The 19,594-nt window shown below is 73.8% G+C and carries 6 protein-coding genes; 5 read left to right on the top strand and 1 reads right to left on the bottom strand.

The window, feature by feature from the left end; translation table 11 throughout:
* Window positions 1-54: 54 nt before the first annotated feature.
* Window positions 55-3,549 carry a BTAD domain-containing putative transcriptional regulator gene (locus tag ACVCAG_RS18665; RefSeq protein ID WP_440084289.1) on the bottom strand — a complete coding sequence of 1,165 codons (3,495 nt, stop codon included), beginning with the start codon at window positions 3,547-3,549 and terminating at the stop codon, window positions 55-57.
* 430 nt (window positions 3,550-3,979) lie between these two features.
* Between ACVCAG_RS18665 and ACVCAG_RS18670 the strand changes: the two genes are divergently transcribed.
* Genes ACVCAG_RS18670 through ACVCAG_RS18690 form a run of 5 tightly spaced genes read left to right on the top strand, consistent with a single transcriptional unit; the run spans window position 3,980 to window position 19,574 of the window.
* The gene (locus ACVCAG_RS18670; protein ID WP_447190072.1) at window positions 3,980-6,505 is read left to right on the top strand and encodes a hypothetical protein; all 2,526 of its coding nucleotides are present in this window, start codon (window positions 3,980-3,982) and stop codon (window positions 6,503-6,505) included.
* A complete protein-coding gene (locus ACVCAG_RS18675; protein ID WP_447190073.1) occupies window positions 6,498-9,929 on the top strand; it encodes a DUF6603 domain-containing protein in 3,432 nt (1,143 codons plus the stop codon). The genes ACVCAG_RS18670 and ACVCAG_RS18675 overlap by 8 nt, the downstream gene beginning before the upstream one ends.
* The gene (locus ACVCAG_RS18680; RefSeq protein ID WP_447190074.1) at window positions 9,926-12,922 is read left to right on the top strand and encodes a hypothetical protein; all 2,997 of its coding nucleotides are present in this window, start codon (window positions 9,926-9,928) and stop codon (window positions 12,920-12,922) included. Before ACVCAG_RS18675 ends, ACVCAG_RS18680 begins: the two co-directional genes overlap by 4 nt.
* Entirely contained in the window at window positions 12,919-17,793 is a 4,875-nt protein-coding gene (locus tag ACVCAG_RS18685) for a hypothetical protein (RefSeq protein ID WP_440084285.1), read from the top strand. Before ACVCAG_RS18680 ends, ACVCAG_RS18685 begins: the two co-directional genes overlap by 4 nt.
* Window positions 17,790-19,574: a hypothetical protein gene (locus tag ACVCAG_RS18690; RefSeq protein WP_440084284.1), complete on the top strand. Its 1,785-nt coding sequence runs from the start codon at window positions 17,790-17,792 to the stop codon at window positions 19,572-19,574. Before ACVCAG_RS18685 ends, ACVCAG_RS18690 begins: the two co-directional genes overlap by 4 nt.
* Window positions 19,575-19,594: the final 20 nt, after the last annotated feature.

Here is a 19,594-nt window from a genome sequence, read left to right on the forward strand (position 1 = left end):
GGACGGGCCTGCCACGACCGGCCCGGCCGCCGGGGCAGGCGCACAAGGCCGGGACTAACGGGTCTCCGCCTGGGCGGCCAGCACGGCCTGGCGGAGGGGCCGGGCGCCGCACAGGTCGGCGAGTTCCAGGGCCGCCTTCAGCCGGGAGCCCGCGTCCTGGAGGCGGCCGGAGCGTCGCAGGGCCTCGCCGAGCCGGTACAGAGAGGTGGCGTGTTCGAGGCGGGCGTCGGTCGCTTCGAGCAGCCGGACCGACTCCGCCAGCATGTCGAGCCTTCCCGGCCCGGTCACGGTGGCGGCGGCCGACCTAAGGGCCCTGCCGACCGCCCTGGGCGTCCCCCACCCGGCCGCGGCGGCGAGCAGGTCCTGAGCGACGGCGTGCGCCTCCTCCCGCTGTCCCCGCAGGAGCAGGCAGCGTACGAGCGGCGTGCGCCAGTCGAGGATTTCCGGGTTGGTGATGCCCATGGTGCGACAGTGGTCCCTGGTCGCCCGCGTCATCTCCGTCGCGCGCCGGATGTCGCCCTGAGTGAGGAGTAGGTCGATCTCGCCGTTGGCGTAGATGTGGTGGTTGAGCTCGGGGCCGTGGGCGGCCTTGATCTCCTTGAGGACGGATCGCGCCTCTTCGAGGTCGCCGCGTGCCAGCAGGGCCGAGATGAACGGGTTCCCGACGAACACCAGCCCGAGGCCGAGGCCGCCGTTCCTGGCCGCCTCCACGGCCAGCCGCCCGTCGTGGACGGCCTCGTCGAGGTTGCCCTTGGCGTGCATGACCATTGACCTGTAGGTGAACGCGGGGGCGGTCCCGCGCAGCGAGCCGGCCTCGCGGCTGTACTCCAGCATCGCCTCGACGGACGTCAGGAGTCGCGGGTTGTCGCAGGGGCTCAGCGCGTACCACGCGCACGTCAGCAGGGGGAACGCCAGCGGCTGCCCCATCAGGCGGTCGCCGGTGACGGCCCGCAGGGCGCGCCGCTCGGCCGATTCGCGCCTGTTCCGCATCGCGTCGTGGAGCGCGAGGCTGCATTCGAGCATGAGGCCGCCGAAGGAGGCGTCGGGCTCCTGCGCGCCGAACTCGTCGAGCGACGCGACGAGGTCGGTGCCGTACGGCGTTCCGTAGGACACCATGCCGATGCAGGCCTGCAGCGCCCTGCGCGCGGTGACGGAGATGTCGCTCTCCCCGCCGAGGACGGACTGGCAGGCCAGCGCCGCCTGCCTGGGCCGGCCGATCGTCCAGGTGGTGCAGCCGAGGATGAAGGCGATCTCGGCGCGCCGCTCGGGGTCGGGTTCCAGGATGAGCACCTCGGAGAGGCGTTCGACGGCCTGCGGCATGTTCACGAGCGCCTCGGTCATGCCGAGCCGGGTCAGCACGCCTAGCCGCTGGTCGGCGCGGGCCTCGTCGAGCTGCCTGCGCAGGAACGCGACCGCGCCGTCGACCGAGCCGCGGGCCAGGCTGAGATCGACGGCCTCGCCGAGGATCGCCGTCGGATCGTAATCGCCCATGCCGGGAGGGACATCGTGGTCGCCCATGCCCGGAGGGACCCGGAGCAGGTGGGTCGCCGCCCTGATCGGGTCGTGCCCGGCCATCGCGGCACCGGCGGCACGCAGGTGGAGGTCGGCCAGCCTGCTCGCCCTGATCCCTGAGTAGACGGCGGCCTGGATCAGCGGATGGCCGAACGAGAACCGCGCGGGCACCCCGTGCGAGGTGACCAGGTCGTTGACGACCAGCGAGGACACCGCGTCGAGCGCCTCCCGCGACGAGAGCCCGGCCACCTCGCCTAGCGCGCGGGCACCGGCGCCGTCGCCGAGGACGGCCAGGGCGTGCGCCACGCTCGTGGCGTGCGCGGGCAGGTGGCGGAGCTGCCCGGCGACGAAGCGCTCGATGTTCGGCGAGCCCTGGAGCAGGGCGGGTGCGCGGCCCCCCGGCGCGGTCAGCTGGCGGCCGAGCTCGCGTACCAGAAACGGGTTCCCGCGTGTCGAGTCGTAGCACCGCCGGACGAGTTCCTCGTCGGGCGGGGCGGCGGTGAGGCCGGCCAGCAGCTCGGCGCAGCCGCCGGGGGTGAGCGGGGTCAGCGTGGCCGTGACGGCCAGGGGCAGGCCGGCGATGACCGAGACGATGTGGTCGACGCGTTCCGAGCCCGGTCGCAGCCCGGTTACGACCGCCGCGGGCAGCCCGTCCAGCCGCGCGGCCAGGTAGGCGAGGAACTGGGCCGAGGCGGCGTCGCTCCAGTGCAGGTCGTCCACCACGATCAGGAGCGGGTTGCGCGACGCCAGGTCGTGGGCGAGCCAGAAGAGGGAGTTGATGATCGAGTACTCGCCCTGCGGGGTGGCCGGATCGGCGCCGGCCGGTCGCAGGACGGCCGGGGTCGGCACCGCGGGGTCCCTGGCGAACGGCTCGAACAGCTGCCGGACGCAGCCCCAGGCGTATCCGACCTCAAGGTCGGTGCCGCGGGCGCCGGCGACCGTGAAGCCCAGCTTCTCCGCCCGCGCCCGAGCGTGCTCCAGCAGGCTCGTCTTCCCGATCCCGGCCGGTCCCGCCAAGAGCAGGAGGCCGCCCTGCCTCCCGATCATCGCGGTGTTCAGGATCCGGTCGATGAGGTGCGTCTCCGCCGCCCGCTCCACCAGGGCGGGCACCGGGGGAACGCTTCCGGCCCCCTGGGACCTGAACGCGACCGCTTCGACTCTCCAGGGCTCGGACCCGGCCGCTTCAGCTCCCTGAGCCCCGGACGCGACCCCTTCCACTCTTCGTGCCCCGGACGCGACCGCCGGGCCCGGGGCGAGCAGGTCGAGGCTGGGGTCCTGCCGGAGGATCGCCGTCTCCAGTTCGCGGAGCGGGAGCGTGGGGTCGATGCCCAGCTCGTCGAGCAGCCGGTCGCGTAACCGGCGGTAGACCGCCAGCGCGTCGGTCTGCCGCCCGCTGCGGTACAGGGCGACCATCAGCAACCCGTGCAGGTCCTCGTCGTAGGGGTGCGGCTCGACCAGGCCCTCCAGCTCCGGCACCAGCTCCGCGTGTTCGCCGAGCGCCAGCCTGGCCTCGGCCAGCCCCCGCCGCGCGCCGTGGCGCAGCCGCTCCAGCCTGGCCGCCTGCTCCTTGAACCAGGACAGTCCCGCCACGTCCTCCAGGGGGCGCCCGCGCCACAGTTCCAGGGCGGCCGTGAGCGTGGCCGCCCGCGCGGCGGGATCGGCCGCCCTCTTTCCCCGCTCGACGAGGGCCTCGGCCCTCCGGACGTCCGTGTCCACCGCGCCGGGGGTGAGCACGTACCCCGGCGGGCGGGCCACGATCGCCCCGGGCACCCCCAGCAGCCTGCGCAGGTAGGACATGTGGCTCTGCAGGGTGTTCGTCGCCGTCGCGGGCGGCCTGCCGTCCCACACCGCGTCGATCAACCGGCCGGCGTCGACCACGTCGCCGGCCCGCAGCGCCAGGACGGCCGCCACCGCCTTGCGGCGCAGCCCGGAGACCGGCAGGACGGCGTCTCCCGCGACGACGTCCACCGGGCCGAGGAGCCGCACCAGGACGGGCCGCGGACCACCGTCGTGATCATGATCGTCGGGGACGGTCATCGCCACATCACCCCCGGACCGTACGCCGCCTGAGCCGAGACGGATTCAGGCTAACCGCCCGAGAGGGGGTTGAACACCGGATGGGCCTGGCGCGTTCCAGCGCCGCGTCAGCCGCGTTTCAGCGCCCGGTGGCAGTGTTCCCGCGTACGGCAGGGCAGCCGGCCCGGCCGTCACGGATCGACACGGGGTCAGGGTGCCGGCGCGCTCACGGGGTTCATCGCCGTCAGCGAGGGCGCGCACGCGCTGCCTGACCACTTCCGCGCGGTGCTCAGAGGTTCGAATCGGGGACTTCGGAGTCTGGCTCGCGTGACCATCACCACCGATTCAGGACGCCTTCCGAACGGACGCGAGGTCGGCCCCGGCCCGGGGCGGCACGGTCCGGAACGCTCTGCCGGACGACGGCGCCTGACCGACTTCCACGGGGGACGCGTTGATTCCCGGCATTGTCCTGTTTCCGCACTGCGACCTGCACCTCTCTCTCGACGACCCGGAGCTCGGCGTCCAGGTCTTCCGCCGCACGATGTCCGGCTTCCAGTCGCCGTACGACCTCGTCCCGATCGCCGGCGCCGACGTGAGGTTCGACTTCTACGCGCCCCACGCACCGGAGGGGCAGCGATATCAGAACCTGCCCGTCGTCCAGCCGGACGGCAGGGTCGTCGCCACCACACCGGGGATCTACCTCTTCCAGTGCACGGCCGACACCCGCTCGATCGTCGGCCGGCTGCAGGTGCACCAGGCGATCACCGACTGGTGGTTCGGCAACGACTCGATCACGACGGCGGTGGACACGGTCGCCCACGCGCAGCCGACGATCTATGCCAGGTTCACCCCGGACGACACCGGCACCGACCTGGTCGGGGACATCACCGGGCACGGCTACGTGGCGCTGGAGTCGTCCGACGAGGGCAAGGTCGAGCTGAACCCGCTGCAGCGCCTGCGCGGTATCGCGGAGACCGGCGACCAACCGGTCAACCTGATCGGCAGTTACCTCAACGTGGTGCGGCAGCTCCCGGTACGGGTGGTGGACTACCGCAGGCGCAGGGACATCCTCGAACCCGTCGTCCACGACCCGATCGGGGATCACCTCCTCACGCCCAACCTGGTGTTCCTCGGCGAGGGCTTCACCGCGTCCGACCAGATCGCCTTCGACGAGATCGTCGAGGACGTCTACATGGACATGTTCATCAAGCCCCGCCACGAGCCGTTCCCCATGCTGATGAGGAGCATGAACGTCTACAAGGCTCCCGTCGGATCCACCCAGGGCCTGCTCACCCCCGGCTTCCGGGTCGTCGACCACTCCGACCTCAAGGGCATGCCGGTACCGCTGCAGATCGAGATGAAGGGCTTACCGGCGGACGCCTACACGGTGCCACAGTTGACACTCCTGGCGGGTCTGCCGAAACGGGGAGAGAACCGCTCGGTCGAAGCTCTGAGAACCGACTGGGGCACCCAGCACCTCGACGGCCTCGACCTCGCCAGGGTGCATCCCCCCGTGGTGGAGAGATGGCGGGCTCAGGGGTCCACCGCCGCGCTCCAGGCCCACGACACGTTCTTCGGCCTCCACCTCGGCCGGCGGCTGGCCGATCGCGAATCCGACAACCACCCGGTGCCCAACCCCGGCGCGGACGGTGACCAGGCACTGCTGCCGGCGTTCGTCCGGAAGCTCTACACCTTCTATCAGACCGGCGGGCCCCACAACATGCAGCTCGATCCCCGGCGGCATCCGCCGGAGCTCTACGGCGAGAACATGGAGAACCCGCTCACCTCGGTGAGCACCTTCGTCCGCGGGCTCGCGGAGTCGCTGCCACCCCACAGGCATGTGGGGCCCGAGTGGATCCCCGACGGGGTCAACCTGAAACTGAGCCGGGGGCTGATCATCGTGATCGCCAAGGACTTCATGCACGGCGGGCAGAACATCGAGCACGGGCTCGCCTGCCTCACCCTGAACTCGCGGGACCGGACGGGGTTCGCCTCCGGAAGCCCCTCCGTTCACACGAGACGGCGCACGGGGGCGTCGGCGCTCACCTACGACAAGACCAGCGTGAGCGACCTCGCGATCCACGAGCTCGGTCACAGTTTCAGGCTGGGCGACGAGTACGAGGAGAACGCCGGCCGGGCACCCGCGGTCGGGGGGGACGGGTTCGACAACCTCACATCGTGGACAGCCATCGCTGACCCCGCCAATCCCGGGCGTTTCCTTCCCGAAAGGGTGAAATGGCTGGGCCTGATACGCATCAGGTTCGCGTCCCGGGTACGGGACGTGCAGCCGCTGCCCGACGGCATCAGGGTCACCGTGCCGCCGGAGGACATCCCGCACTGGGAGCGGGTGCGCCTGGAGAACCCCGCGGTCCTTCTCCAGAGGGCCCTGAGTCTCGGCATGGGCCAGATTCCGTTGATCCCGGGTGAGTTCGGGAATCTGATGGAGTTCCACATGGGGAGCAGCCCCGACCCGGTGGCCGCGACCATCGACCTGACCGGGCCCCCGACCCCCTTCGGGAAGGACTCCATCCTCCTCAGCCAGTTACGCAACACGAGAAACGAGCCCCTGTTCGTCACCGAACGACGCGTGCTCGATTTCCTCCGGAATCCCGAGGGCCGGCCCGGGCGCCCGCTCAACGTCGACGTGGCGAACGACCCCAACGGCCCCGGGCCCCACAGCGGGCCCGACCTGCCGAGAGAGATCTCCGCCTCCACGCCGGGCAACCCGCCCGGTCGCAGGGTCACCTTCACGCCGGCCAACCCGTCCAGCCAGACGATCGGCGTGTACGAGGGCGGGCTGAAATACGCCCAGGGCATCTACCGCCCGGCCGGCTCCTGCAAGATGCGCAACCAGCACCAGTCCGGCGACGACGGCAAGTTCTGCTTCGTGTGCCAGTGGCTGATCGTGAACCGGCTGAATCCCTCCCTGCACCGCACTCTGGACCTCACCTACTCGTTGGGGACGCCCCATGCCTGAGCCGAGCACGTTCGACCGCGTACTGTGCGAGCTGGCCCTCGCGTTGCGACCGCTCACGCGGGCGCTGTCGTCGCCCAGAGCCGCGCGCGGCCTGCTGCGGGAGCTGGGCTGGGTCGTCGACGACGTCCCGCAGCCCCTACTCGACCTGCGCACCGACCTCGACGTGCTGGACGAGGCGCTGCGCAGGATGTTCGGCCCGGCCGAGCCCGTGAACCCGGCCGCGCGGCCCGACGACCTGGCGCGCGCCCTGGCCGCCGTCGGGCGGATCATCGGCGCCGTCCGCGACCTCGCCACCGACGACCTCATCCCGTCCTCCCTCCGGAAGGACGGGTTCGGCCAGACGTTCCCCCGCCAGCTCGTCGACCACCTGGTGGGCGCCTATCTGATCAGGCACCGGCCACGCGTCGGTTTCGCCCTGCGGGCCCTGGGCGTCCTGCGCACCACCCGCGAGCCCGCGCAGGGTGACCGCCCCGCCCACCGCGGGACGACACTCGACCTGGCGAGGCTCCCGCAGGCTCTCGGCGACCCCGAGGTGGTGCTGCGCGACGCGTTCGGCTGGGGCGAGGACACCTTCGACCACAGCGCCTTCCTGTCGGCCGTGGACGACCTCCTCATGTCGGTGGGTGTCGACGTCAGGTTCGGCCCGGTGGAGGACGCCACGGCGACCGGCCTGCTGGGACTGCCCGCCGGGGAGGATCAGCCCATCGAGCGGGCCGTACCGCGCGGGCTCAAGGCCGTCCTGCTGGAGCAGGTCGTGGACGGGACGGTCACAACCGCCGGCGTCCGGCTGCTGCCGCTGCCCGCCACCGCGACCGGCAGGCCCGGCCTCGCGCTCGTGCCCGCCCTCGACGGCGAGCTCGACACCGCCCTGCCGGTCGGCGGTGACCTGACCGCGACGGTGCGCGCCGACCTCGACCTTCAGGGCGGCGTCGGCCTGCTGGTACGGTCCGGCGAGCCCGTGGACCTGATCGTCGGTTTCCTGTCGGAGGAGGCCCCCACCCACGCGACCGGCTCGATCCAGGTCAGGCTGGACGGCGCCACCGGCACGCCGCGGGTCCTGCTGGGCGCCGAGGACCGCACCCGGTTGCGGCTGCGCGGCCTGGGCGGCGCGGGCGGCGTGCGCGTCGACGCCGAGGGCGGCGTGGATCCGTACGTCGAGCTCGAACTCAAGGGCCTGGAGTTCGTGTTCGTCCCGGACGGCTCCGACGGTTTCCTCGCGGCCGTCATGCCCTCGGACGGGTTCGCCTTCGAGACCGACCTGACGATCGGGGTCTCACACCGGGACGGGTTCGCGTTCCGCGGCACCTCCAACCTGGAGATCCAGGTCCCGGCGCACCGCAGGATCGGCCCGGTCGAGGTGCGGTCGCTGACGATCTCCGCGATGCCGTCCGGCGGCAGCCTGCCCGTCTGCCTCGGCGCCACCTTCGCCGTCTCCCTGGGCCCGGTGCGGGCGCTGGTCGACCGGGCAGGGCTCGCGGTGAACCTGGAGCCGCGGCCGGACCTCGACGGGAACCTCGGCCCGATCGACCTCTCGACGGGCACGCTGCCGCCCTCCGGCGTGGGCCTGGCCGTCGACGCGGGCATCGCCTCCGGCGGCGGCTACCTGCGGTTCGACACCGACCGCGGCGAGTACTCCGGCGTGCTCGACCTCGCCCTCGGCGACGCCCTGTCGCTGAAGGCCCTCGGCGTCCTCACCACCCGGCCGTTCTCCCTGCTGATGCTGTTCACCGCCGACTTCGGCGAGGGGCTGCCGGTCGGGTTCGGGTTCACCCTGCTGGAGGTGGGCGGGCTGCTCGGGCTCGACCGGGGCATGAACGTGGCCGCCCTGATGGAGGGGGTGCGTTCGGGCTCGCTGGGGTCGCTGATGTTCCCCCACGACGTGGTGGCGAACGCACCGAAGATCATCAGCGACCTGCGCGCCTACTTCCCGGCCCGCCCTGGAACGTTCCTGGTCGGCCCGATGGCGAAGCTGGCCTGGGGCACGCCCCGGCTGATGCACCTCACCGTGGGCGTGATCGTGGAGATCCCCGGCGACGTCGCGGTGGTGGGGGCGCTGCGAGTGGCCCTGCCGCACGAGGACGCCCCGGTCGTGGTCCTGCAGGCGCAGTTCGCCGGCGCGATCGAGTTCGGCAAACGGCGGATGTTCTTCCATGCCGCCCTGTTCGAGTCCAGGATCGCCTTCGTCCCCCTCGACGGGGAGTTCGGGCTGCTCGTCGCGTGGGGCGAGGACGCCGGCTTCGTCGCCTCGCTCGGCGGGTTCCATCCGAACTTCGAGGCGCCCGCGCTGCCGTTCCCGACGCCGCGCCGGGTGACGATGAGCCTGCTCAACACCTCGGTGGCCCGCCTGACCGCGCAGGGATACCTCGCGGTCACCTCCAACACGGTCCAGTTCGGCGCCCGGGTGGACCTCTACTTCGGGGTGTCCGCGTTCAGCGTCACCGGCTTCGTCGCCTTCGACGCGCTGCTGCGGCTCCTGCCGCTCCACGTGGAGGTGGAGATCGCCGCCGCCATGTCGGTGAAGGCGTTCGGCGCCGGCCTGTTCTCGGTGAAGATCCGGGGCAGCCTGGACGGCCCCTCGCCCTGGCACCTCAAGGGCCACGGCGCGATCTCCCTGCTGTTCTGGGACCTGGACGTGGAGTTCGAGCACACCTTCGGCGACCCGCTGTTCCAGCCGGAGCTGCTGATCGACGTGCTGGACGCGCTGGTCTCCGAGCTGGAGCGGCCCGAGGCCTGGAGCGCCGTGACCCCCGGGGGCGGGCGAACGGCGGTGACCGTACGGGAACCCGCCGGGATCACGCTGCACCCGAACGGGGTGCTGCGCGTCTCGCAGAAGGCCCTGCCGCTGGGACTCACCCTCGACAGGGTGGGCACCCAGCGGCCCACCGGGGCGAACCACCTGACGCTCACCCCGACCGGCCCCCTGGTGAAGGTGGCCGACGCGCACGAGGAGTTCGCGCCGGCCCAGTTCGTGGAGCTGTCCGACGCGGACAGGCTGAGCAGGCCCTCGTTCGAGACCCAGCGCTCCGGCGTGGACCTGGCCGTGGCCGGCGCCGACCTGCGTACCGGCGGGATGGCCAGGCGGGTGGTCCGCTACGAGGAGATCCTGCACGACCGGTCCTTCGCCAGGCGGCGACGCCGCCTCACCCCCTACCAGGGGGAGCTGTTCTCCTTCCTGCTGCGTGACAACGCGGTGGCGCGCTCCCCGCTGTCGCGGTCCGGCCGCGACCTGCTGCGCCCGCCCGGGGAGGCGGTCACGGTGTCGGCCGAGAGCTACACCGTGGCGTACACGGCCGACAACCGCGCCCACGCCCCGGCCTTCGCCAGTGCCGCGGCCGCGCACGAGTTCAGAGCCGGGATGGTCGCCGGCGACCCGGCCGCGGCCGACGCCGTTCATGTCATTCCGAGCTTCGAGGTGGTTCCATGACCGCGCCCGCCTACACGTTCCTGCCGTGGCTGCGGCGGGGCCTGGCCAACCAGGTGACCGCCGCCGACGGCGACCCGGCGGTGCGGCTCCGCCCCCGGGTGACCGTCTCGCTCACCGCGAGCGGCCGCGCCCCCGGCGGGGCCGTGCAGAACCGGACCGTCACCAGGCAGGTCTCGCTGTACGGCCCGGCCGACATCGTGGGCATCGACCCGAACGCGATCGTACGGGCCGAGCCGCGCCCCTGGATCACGAACGCCGAGCCCAACCTCCTCGCCCACGTGGACTTCCACGACGAGGACCTCCCCTGGCGCCACACCCCGGCGGCCCCGGCGGCCGGCCGGCTGCGGCCGTGGCTCACCCTGCTGGTGCTGACCGAGGACGAGTTCCGCGACGGCCCGGCGGGCGGCGCCGCCCCGCTGCCCCGGGTGGACGTCCTGGACCTGGCCGTGCTTCCCAGGGCCGACCAGTTGTGGGCCTGGGCGCACGTGCACGTCGACCGCGGTCTCGGCGCCGACGACGGCGAGATCGTCTCCGGCGACGGCCCGGCGGTGGCCGCCCGGCTCGCCGCCACCCTGGCCGGCGATCCCGACCTGGCCCGCTCCCGGTTGCTGTGCCCGCGCGTGCTCGCGCCGGACACCGGCTACCACGCGTTCCTGGTGCCCACGTTCGAGGGCGGCCGCCGGGCCGGGCTGGGGCTCGACCCCGGCGACATCCCGGCCACCATGTCCGCGTGGCCCGCGTCGACATCCGACCAGGGCCCGCGACCGCAGCCCTCGTCGTTCCCGGTGTACCACCGCTGGTACTTCAGGACCGGCGCCAGGGGCGACTTCGAGACCCTGGTCAGGCTGCTGCGCCCGGCCCCCGTCGACCCGGCGGTCGGCACCCGGGCCATCGACGTGCGGCACCCCGGTTCCGGCGTGCGCGGCGTCGACAAGCCCGGGCTCGACGGCACGCTGCGCCTCGGCGGGGCGCTGCGGCCGCCCCACCTCCCGCTGCCGGGCGACCCCTGGGAGTCCTGGGACCAGCCGTTCCCGAGTCCGCTGCAGGAGGACCTGGCCCGCCTGATCAACCTGGCCGACGACTACCGCACCGAGGCCGGCGCGGACCCGGTGATCTCGCCCCCGCTGTACGGGCGGTGGCACGCGCTGACCTCCCGGGTGAGCACCGACGGGACGGCCGACGGCTGGGTGCGGAGGCTGAACCTCGACCCCCGGTTCCGGATCGCCGCCGGCCTCGGCGCCAGGGTGGTGCGGGAGAACCAGGAGCGCTACACGCAGGCCGCCTGGGACCAGATCGGCCAGGTGCTGGCCGCCCGGCGGCGCGTGCGCAACGCCCAGTTCGGCCTGCGGGTGAGCACGGTCTGGCACGAGCGGCACCTGGCCTCCGCGGTGCCGGTGCCCCAGCGGGCGCTGCACCTCACCGCCCCGCTGCACCGCCGGATCCTGTCCGGGGGCGAGACGCTGCGCCAGGCACAGACCACCGCCCGCGTCTCGCCGACCCTCTTCTCGGCGCCGCTGCGGCGGGTCCTGCGACCGCGCGGCCGGGTGGCCGGGCTGCTGCCGTTCGACGACCATCACCGGGCCGCGCGCCTGCTGGACCGGGTCAACTCCGGCGAGGTCGACCCCGCGCCGCCGGAGTCGCCGCCGCCCGGCGTCCTCACCGCCGACGTGGCCGCGACGCTGGTCGACGACCCCCGGGCGGCCGGCACCGTCGGGGAGTCCGGCCTCACCGCCGGGTGGCTGGCGGGACTGCCGGGCGCCTCCGGCTTCACCGTCGGCACGCTCACCGAGCCCGGCGCGCCCGGCCGGGGCGGCGAGGACAGCCCGGAGGCGATCATCTTCAAGGAGGCGCTGGAGGACAGCCTCGACTTCCGCGAGGAGGCGGAGGAGAGGGGCACCCCGCCGGAACCGGACGAGGTCGACCTCGACGGCATGGCGCAGACGGCGGTGGACGCGGTGCGCCCCGACGTGACCATCCCGCGCCGGATCGAGACGACCGTCCACATTCCCCAGGCGATCCGCGACGAGATCGGCCCCGGGCTGGTCGAGCCCATGGCCTACCCGGTGATCGACCAGCCGATGTACGAGCCGTTGCGGGACCTGGGCGCCGACCTGTTCCTGCCGAACGCCGGCCTGATCACCCCCAACACGGTGACGCTGCTGGAGACCGACCAGCGCTTCGTCGAGTCCTACCTGGCCGGGGCCAACCACGAGTTCGCCCGCGAGCTGCTCTGGCGCGAGTACCCGACCGACCAGCGGGGCACGCCGTTCCGCCAGTTCTGGGACGTGCGCGGCACGATGGCCGCCGCCTCCGGCGACGCGCGGGAGTCGCTGCGGGACATCCCGCCCCTGCACGAGTGGGCGCCCGCCTCCGCGCTGGGCAGCCACGACCACCGCGACACCGGCGGCGGGCGGGACGAGCTCGTGCTGGTGATCCGCGGCGAGCTGCTCAGGCGCTACCCGAACGCGGTCGTCTACGCGCATCGGGCCCGGTGGCCCGCGCCGGGCCAGACCGGCCCGCGACAGCTGTCGGACGATCCGGCCGCGGTGCGCACTCCACGGTACGCCGCGAGGATCGACCCGGACATCACCGTCCTCGGGTTCGACCTCACCGCGGAGGAGGCGATCGGCGGCGACGCCCCCGACGCCGATCCCGGCTGGTACTTCGTCATCAAGGAACGCCCGGGCGAGCCCCGGTTCGGCCTGGACACCGAGCCGAGTTCCCCCCGCGAGGTGTGGAACGACCTGTCCTGGCCCGAGGTCCGGCCCGGACCCGCGGGCGGCCACCTCGACCTCGCCGCCGCCCCGGCCTCCCTGACGCTCACCGCGCCGGCCGGGCCCCCCGAGGCGGTCCAGCACGCCGAGGACGTCCAGGTCGGCTGGGATCCGGCGATGACCGCCGCCGACCTCGCCTACATCCTCTTCCAGGCCCCGGTACTGGTCGGGGTGCACGCGGCGCAGATGCTCCACACACCCTCCGAGGAATCCCCATGAGCCAGTTCACCACCGACCCTCGCGAGGGTGTCAGCGACCTCGACGACGGCTCACCGATCCTGCTGATGCCCGTACGCCTGGAGACCAGGTTCGCCGAGGACCCCGCGCTCCTGGTCCGCGTGTACCCGGACGACTGCCACCTCTCCACCTTCGACGCGGAGATGACGCCGTCGGAGGTGGACAACGTGCGGCGCTACTGGACCGAGGTCCACGAGGCCGGCCCGGACGAGGCCCCGCGGCGGGCGGCCTGGCGGCGGCTGGTCGCGGCGCACGGTTCGGGCCGGGCCACCTGGCTGCGGGCCGCGCACCGGCCCCTCGACCCGTCCGCCCTGTCCGGGCCGCCGGAGTTCCCCGAGGTCACCACCAGGCAGAACGCCTGGTCCCAGGCGCCGCGGGTGCTGCTGATGCCCCAGCGTTTCGTGGTCGTCGGCTTCCGCACCGGTGAGGACCCGCTGGTCGAGGTCGGCGCCGAGGTCGACCAGGAGCTGTTCGCCGGGCCGGACCCCGCGGCCACCGGCGAGGACCAGCTGCACCACGACGAGAACGGCGACCTGGTCGTGCCCGACCGGTTGCGCTGGCTGTCGGACTTCGACCGGGCGGTCGAGGTGGGAATGGGCCTGCGGATCCCGCTCACGCCGGAACAGGCCGAGGGCGGGTTCGACCGGCTGCTGGTGCTCGGCGTGCGGCTCGGGTCCGACGCGGAGGAGGGCGCCGCCCTGCTGCGCGACCTGCTGGAGCGGCACGCCCACAGCCGCACCGGCGTGGCCCTGGTGGCCCACGGCACGCCCACCAACAACGGCGAGGACGCCGTCTCGGGCCACGGCCGCCGCGACGACCCCGACGCCTCCTTCGACGACCTGTGCGCGCCGGCCTACGAGGTCACCCCCCGGCCCGAGGAGAAGCGGGACGGGCAGTGGCTGGCCGAACACCTCGGGCTGCCGGCCGACTTCTTCGCCCACACCCGCGGTGCCGCCGGGGCGGACCGGCTCACCGCCCGCGCCATGAACACGCTGCTGTGGCCGGCCACCTTCGGGTACTGGATGCGGTCGATGATGGGTCCGGTGTTCGACGACGGCGCCACCGGCGGCGTCGGCGAGTTCCTCATCGGGCACGTGCTCGGCGGCGGCGCCGTGCCGGCGATCCGCCTCGGCGCCCAGCCGTACGGCATCCTGCCCGCGACCGCGTTCTCCCGGCTGGAATGGCCGGACCGCGACAGCGGCGCGGACAAGATCTCCGGGCCGCTCTACCAGGTGCTCGACACCGTCCGCCGGGACTGGACGCCGCTGGTCGAGCGGGTCGCGCGCCTCGGCGGGCCGGCCGACGACCCGCACCAGACGCTCCTGGACGTGCTCGCGCTGCACCCGGGCTCGGTGGAGTGGTCGCAGCGCTACGCGGAAAGCCTCACCACCCTGGTCAACCGGCTGAACCTGCAGAACCTCGCCGGGGCGATCCAGCAGGTCCTGCCCGCCGCGCAACGCGTCGCCGCCCGCCATCTCCTGGGACGCCACGGGTACGACGGCGCCGTACCGCCCATCCTCGACCAGGTGTTCTCCGGCCGGCGGAACCTGCTCACCGGCGGGGTGGTGGACGGGCTGCCACCGTCCGAGACCGCGCCGTTGCGGCCGTCCACCACGGACGGCCGCAACTATCTCGCCTGGCTCGCGTCGGCCGCGAGGAACGGCCTGGACCGGCTCTACGAGCAGGACGGCTTCGCCGGCGACCGGCCGCCGGCGTCACTGCTCTACCTCCTGGCCAGGCACGCCCTGCAGCAGGGATACCACGAGGCCGCGGTCCGGCTGTACGAGACCGGCGGCCTCTACACGCCGGCGCAGGCACGGGCCGCCAGGACCGACAACCCCGTCCTGCACATCGCCTCGGGCAACTCCCTGAGCGAGAGCCGCTACCAGCCGCTGTTCGCCACCGCCCCGCCGATCACCGGGAGCCCGACCCGGCGGGTCGGCGACCACATCGCGATGACGATCGGCTCGCCGCAGAGCGCGGAGCTGGCCGCCCAGCTCGACGCGCTGGCGCGGCTGGAGAACGCGCCCACCGCCCGGCTGGAACGGGCCTTCGCCGACCACGTCGACATCTGCTCCTACCGCCTCGACGCGTGGCTGCTCGGCCTGGTCGACCTCCAGCTCACCCGGATGCGCGAGCAGCGGCCCACCGGCCTGCACCTGGGCGCCTACGGCCTGGTCGAGGACCTGCGCCCCGGCCGCTCCGGGCGCCTCGGCTTCGAGCCGGAGGACGAGGACGTCGCCGCCGACTTCCGGGGCGGGCCGCTGACACTCGACCCGGCCAACCAGGGCTTCGTGCACACCCCCTCGCTCAACCACGCGGTCGCCGCCGCGGTGCTGCGCAACGGCTACCTGTCGGGCGTGGCGCCGGGCGAGGGGCCCGCGGTCGACCTGTCCTCCGCCCGGGTACGCGCCGCGCTGGCGCTGGTCAACGGGGTCCGGGACGGGCAGAGCCTGAGCGACCTGCTCGGTCACCGGTTCGAGCGGGGCCTGCACGACCGGTACGGCACGGCCGAGGTCGACGCCTTCATCCCGCCGCTGCGCAAGGCGTTCCCGCTGCGGGCCGACCGGATGGCGTCCACCCGTACCGCCGGTGACGTGCCGATCGAGGCGGTCGAGGCCGGCAACGTGCTGGACGGCCTGGCCCTGGTGGACCGGCTGCGCACCGCGAGCGGCTACCCGTTCGGGGTCGCGGACCTGCCCGCGGCGACCCCGGCCCAGGCGGCCGCGATCGACGCCGAGGCGCACCGACTGCTCGACACCCACGACGCGGTCGCCGACCTGGCCCTGGCCGAGGGCGTCTACCAGGCCGTGATGGGAAACCACGACCGCGTGGCGAGCACCTACGACGCCTACGCCAAGGGGACGAGCCCCGCCGAGCCCGACATCGTGCGCACGCCGTCGAGCGGCGTGACCCTCACCCACCGGGTGGCGCTGCACCTGCCGCCCGCGACGACGCCGGGAACCGGCTCGACACCGCGCGCCCGGATCGAGCCCTCGGTCGACGCCTGGCTCGCCGGGGTGCTGCCCCCGCTCGACGAGGTCGGCTGCACGGTCACCTTCCGCTCGGCCGGCGACGGGACCGAGACGACCCGCGAGGTCACCCTCGCCTCGCTCGGACTGCAGCCCGCCGACCTGGTGGCGATCGGGCGCGTCGAGGCCCTGTCCGAGCTGGACGCCCGGGTGCGCCGGTTCGTCCGGGCGACCTTCGACCCTCGCCCCGACCGGCCCGTCACCGTCGACCACCAGGAGGCGGCCCCCGGCCGGGTCAGCGTGTTCGAACTCCTGCCCCTGCTGCGGGCGGCCCGCCGGCTGGTGACCCTGTCACGCCCGCTGACCGGCAACGACCTGCGGCTCACCGTCGACGCCCGCGCCGGCGACGAGCCCGCGCCGTTCGTCGACCGCAAGCGGGTCGGCGCGGTGGACTCCGAGCTGCGGATGGTGCGGTCGGAACTGGCCGCGGTCGCGGACGCCCTGGCCACCCCCGGCCAGGTCGCCGACGTGGACGGCCAGGTGGAGTCCGCGGTGGACGCGCTCGCGCGCGCGGCCCTGTTCGGGCTGCCCCAGGCCGGGTGGGACTTCGCCCACGAGGCCCTCGGGCTGGCGTACGCGGACCTGCTGGCGGCGTGCGCCGAGACCGCCGGGCGCTGCGGCGACCGGCTGGACCGGTTCGCCGAGGAGTTCGCCCGCTACCTGGCGGTGCCGGCGGAGGGGTCGGACGAGGAGCGGTTCCTGCACCTGGGCCGGGCCGAGGCGGCCGTCTCCACCACGCCGATCCGGCCCCGGCCGGCCACCCCGGCCGCCTACGCGACCGCCCTGCGGGCGGGCCCCGTCGCCGACCTGAGCGCGGCCGGGGACCGCTACCGGGCCGTGGCGGCCACCACCCGGACGACGGTGTCGGGCCTGCGCGCCGACATCATGGCCCTCCCCCCGGCCGCGCCGGTCGACCTGGCCGTACCCGATCTGGCACCGGCCGAGGACCGGCTGGCCCGGCTGCTCGCCGACACCCGGTCGGTGCTCGACGTCGTGCTGGCCGAGACCGACCGGCGGCTGGCGGCGGCCGGAACCGCGTTCGAACGGCACGACGGCACCGACTCACCGGCCGAACGGGTGGCGGCGCTGCAGGAGGCGGCCAGGGCACTGCTCGGCGACGAGTGCCGGCTCGTCGCCGAGTTCGCCCTGGAGAGCCGGCACGCCGCCCAGGTCTCGGCGGCGCTGGCGGCGAGCCGCTCCGGGACACCGTTCGCCCACCTCGACGTGGACTTCCCGGTGGACACCTGGCTGCACTCGGCCGCGCGGGTCCGGGAACGGCTGCACGACTGGGAGCGGCTGCAACTGCTGGCCGGCGCGTTCGGCGGGCCCGAACCGGAACTCGACGCGCTGCAGCTGCCGCCGGTCACCGGCGAAGGCTGGCTCGGCCTCGACATCCGGCCGGACCAGGTGGTCGACTCCGACCGGCTGCTCTACACCGCCCACCTGCCGTCCGGCGTCGTGCCGGGCGCGCCCCAGCGGGGCCTGCTGCTCGACGAGTGGACCGAGACGATCCCGTCGGCCACCGCGGAGAGCGGCATCGCCTTCCACAGCGACCGGCCCGGCACCGAGGCGCCGCAGGCGATGCTGCTCGTCACGCCGGCCCTGACCCGCGGCGCGTGGCAGTGGGACGACCTGGTCGACGCCGTGTGCGACACCGTGGACCTGGCCAAACTGCGGGCGCTGGAACCGCGTCACATCGGTGAGCTCCCCTACGCGTCCTTCCTGCCGACGACCCTGATGGCCAGTCAGGTCAGGCAGCTCACCATCGCCGCCGACCTCGCACTCAACAACGTGCTCGCCGACGTAAGGGCCCCGTCATGACAGAGAAGTACATCACCCCGCAACTCGGCTCGGTGATCGCCTCCCGCCGCAAGCCCGGCGTGACGTTCTGGAACCGGCTCGAGGGACGGCCCCGCACCCGCGCCTTCGACCGCGCGCTGCGGGCGGAGGTGCGCGACGCGCTCTGGATGCTGACCCGCCAGTGGCAGGTCGGCGAGCTGCGCGGCGAGGACGCCGGCTCCCCCATCCAGGCGAAGGTGCGCGTCGACACCACGCCGGTACGGGCGTTCCGCGCCCCCGGCGCCGACAGGACGGTCTCCGACCTGCCGCCCCAGGCGCAGGTGGAACGGCTGCCCCTGCCCGTCGACACCCCGCTCGACCTGCGCCTACTGATGGGCAGGTACTGGTTGAAGCTGCTCGCCACGGTACGCCCGGCCGCGGCCGGTGCCTACCGGGCCGCCTACCCCGTGCCCCGGCCCGACCCCGTGCGGGACACCGGGATCTGCGCCCACCCCCCGGTCTGGTCCGCCCACCGGGCCGCCGCGAACCGGCTGATGGACGGCGCCGCCCTCTACCTGTCGATCGTGTCCGGCACCCCCGCCTCGACCGGAATCGACGGGGTCGCCGGCGCCGAGCCCGAGGTCGACGCGCTCGGCGTGCGCTTCGCGGCCTGGTTCGACCGTCTGATCAGCCGGCCCGGGGAGGTCTCCGCCTGGCGGCCGGAACGGATGGAGTACGGCTTCCACGCCGACGCCGGAACCCGTGACACCCCGGCCGGCCTGGTCGCCGAGGAGTACTTCCACGGCCGGATCGACTGGCACACCCTCGACGCCGCCCCCACCCCGCCGAACCCGGGCGACGACGAGACGGCGACGACCCGGCACGTGCTCACCACGCTGCCCACCGCCGCGTCGTTCAACGGCATGCCGAACACCCGCTGGTGGGCCTTCGAGGACGGCGACACGAACTTCGGCGGCATCCGGCCCGACACCACCGACCTGGGCACGCTGATGCTCATCGAGTTCGGGCTGGTCTACGCGAACGACTGGTTCGTCGTCCCGTTCACCGTTCCGGTCGGCACCGTGGCGAGCGTGCGCGGCCTCGTCGTGACCGACGTGTTCGGAGAGCGCACCTGGATCGAACCGGCCGTGTCCGAGGACTGGAAACTGTTCAGGACCAGCGTGGCCGGCGGCGCTGGAGGTGTCGCCGGCCACGATCTCACCGTCCTCGACACGGCCGACCACCTCCAGGAGAGCGCGCCCCTGGACGAGGTCGTGTTCGTCCGCGACGAGATGGCCAACCTCGTGTGGGCCGTCGAGAGGACCGTCCCCTCCCCCGCCGGGGGCGGCATGCCGGGGGCGGAGGCCGGCCACGAGCTGCGTGACTTCCTGCTGCGCGACTTCGAGCGCCGTCACGGGCACTCTCCCACGCCACCGCCTCCGGCCGAGGGCACCCACGTCCGGTACGAGGTGATGACCTCGGTGCCGGAGAACTGGATCCCGATGATCCCGATGCACCGCCCCGGCGACAACCGCGAGATCCAGCTGCGGCGGGCCGCCATGCCCCGCACCTTCGACGGCGACCCGGCCCCGCCCGCCGCGGTGCGGCCGCGCACCTGGTTGCTGGGGGCACCCGGCCTGCACGTCCACGAGGAGGAGGTGCCCCGGGCGGGCATCCGGGTGACGCGAACCTACCGGCGCACCCGCGACCGGCGAGGCCGGGTGCATGTCTGGCTCGGCGCGACCAAGCGGACCGGTCGCGGCGAGGCCTCCAGCGGGCTGGTCTTCGACCGGATCGCCGACCACCCCTCGCGGAGGTCGTGACCTCCGGGCGGCCCGGTGCC

The sequence above is a fragment of the Streptosporangium sp. G12 genome (genome assembly GCF_052983175.1).

Excerpts from the sequence above, each read along its gene's own strand:
- ACVCAG_RS18665 (WP_440084289.1), bottom strand. The coding sequence starts at position 3,549 with ATGACCGTCCCCGACGATCATGATCACGACGGTGGTCCGCGGCCCGTC.
- ACVCAG_RS18675 (WP_447190073.1), top strand. The coding sequence starts at position 6,498 with ATGCCTGAGCCGAGCACGTTCGACCGCGTACTGTGCGAGCTGGCCCTC.
- ACVCAG_RS18680 (WP_447190074.1), top strand. The coding sequence starts at position 9,926 with ATGACCGCGCCCGCCTACACGTTCCTGCCGTGGCTGCGGCGGGGCCTG.
- ACVCAG_RS18685 (WP_440084285.1), top strand. The coding sequence starts at position 12,919 with ATGAGCCAGTTCACCACCGACCCTCGCGAGGGTGTCAGCGACCTCGAC.
- ACVCAG_RS18690 (WP_440084284.1), top strand. The coding sequence starts at position 17,790 with ATGACAGAGAAGTACATCACCCCGCAACTCGGCTCGGTGATCGCCTCC.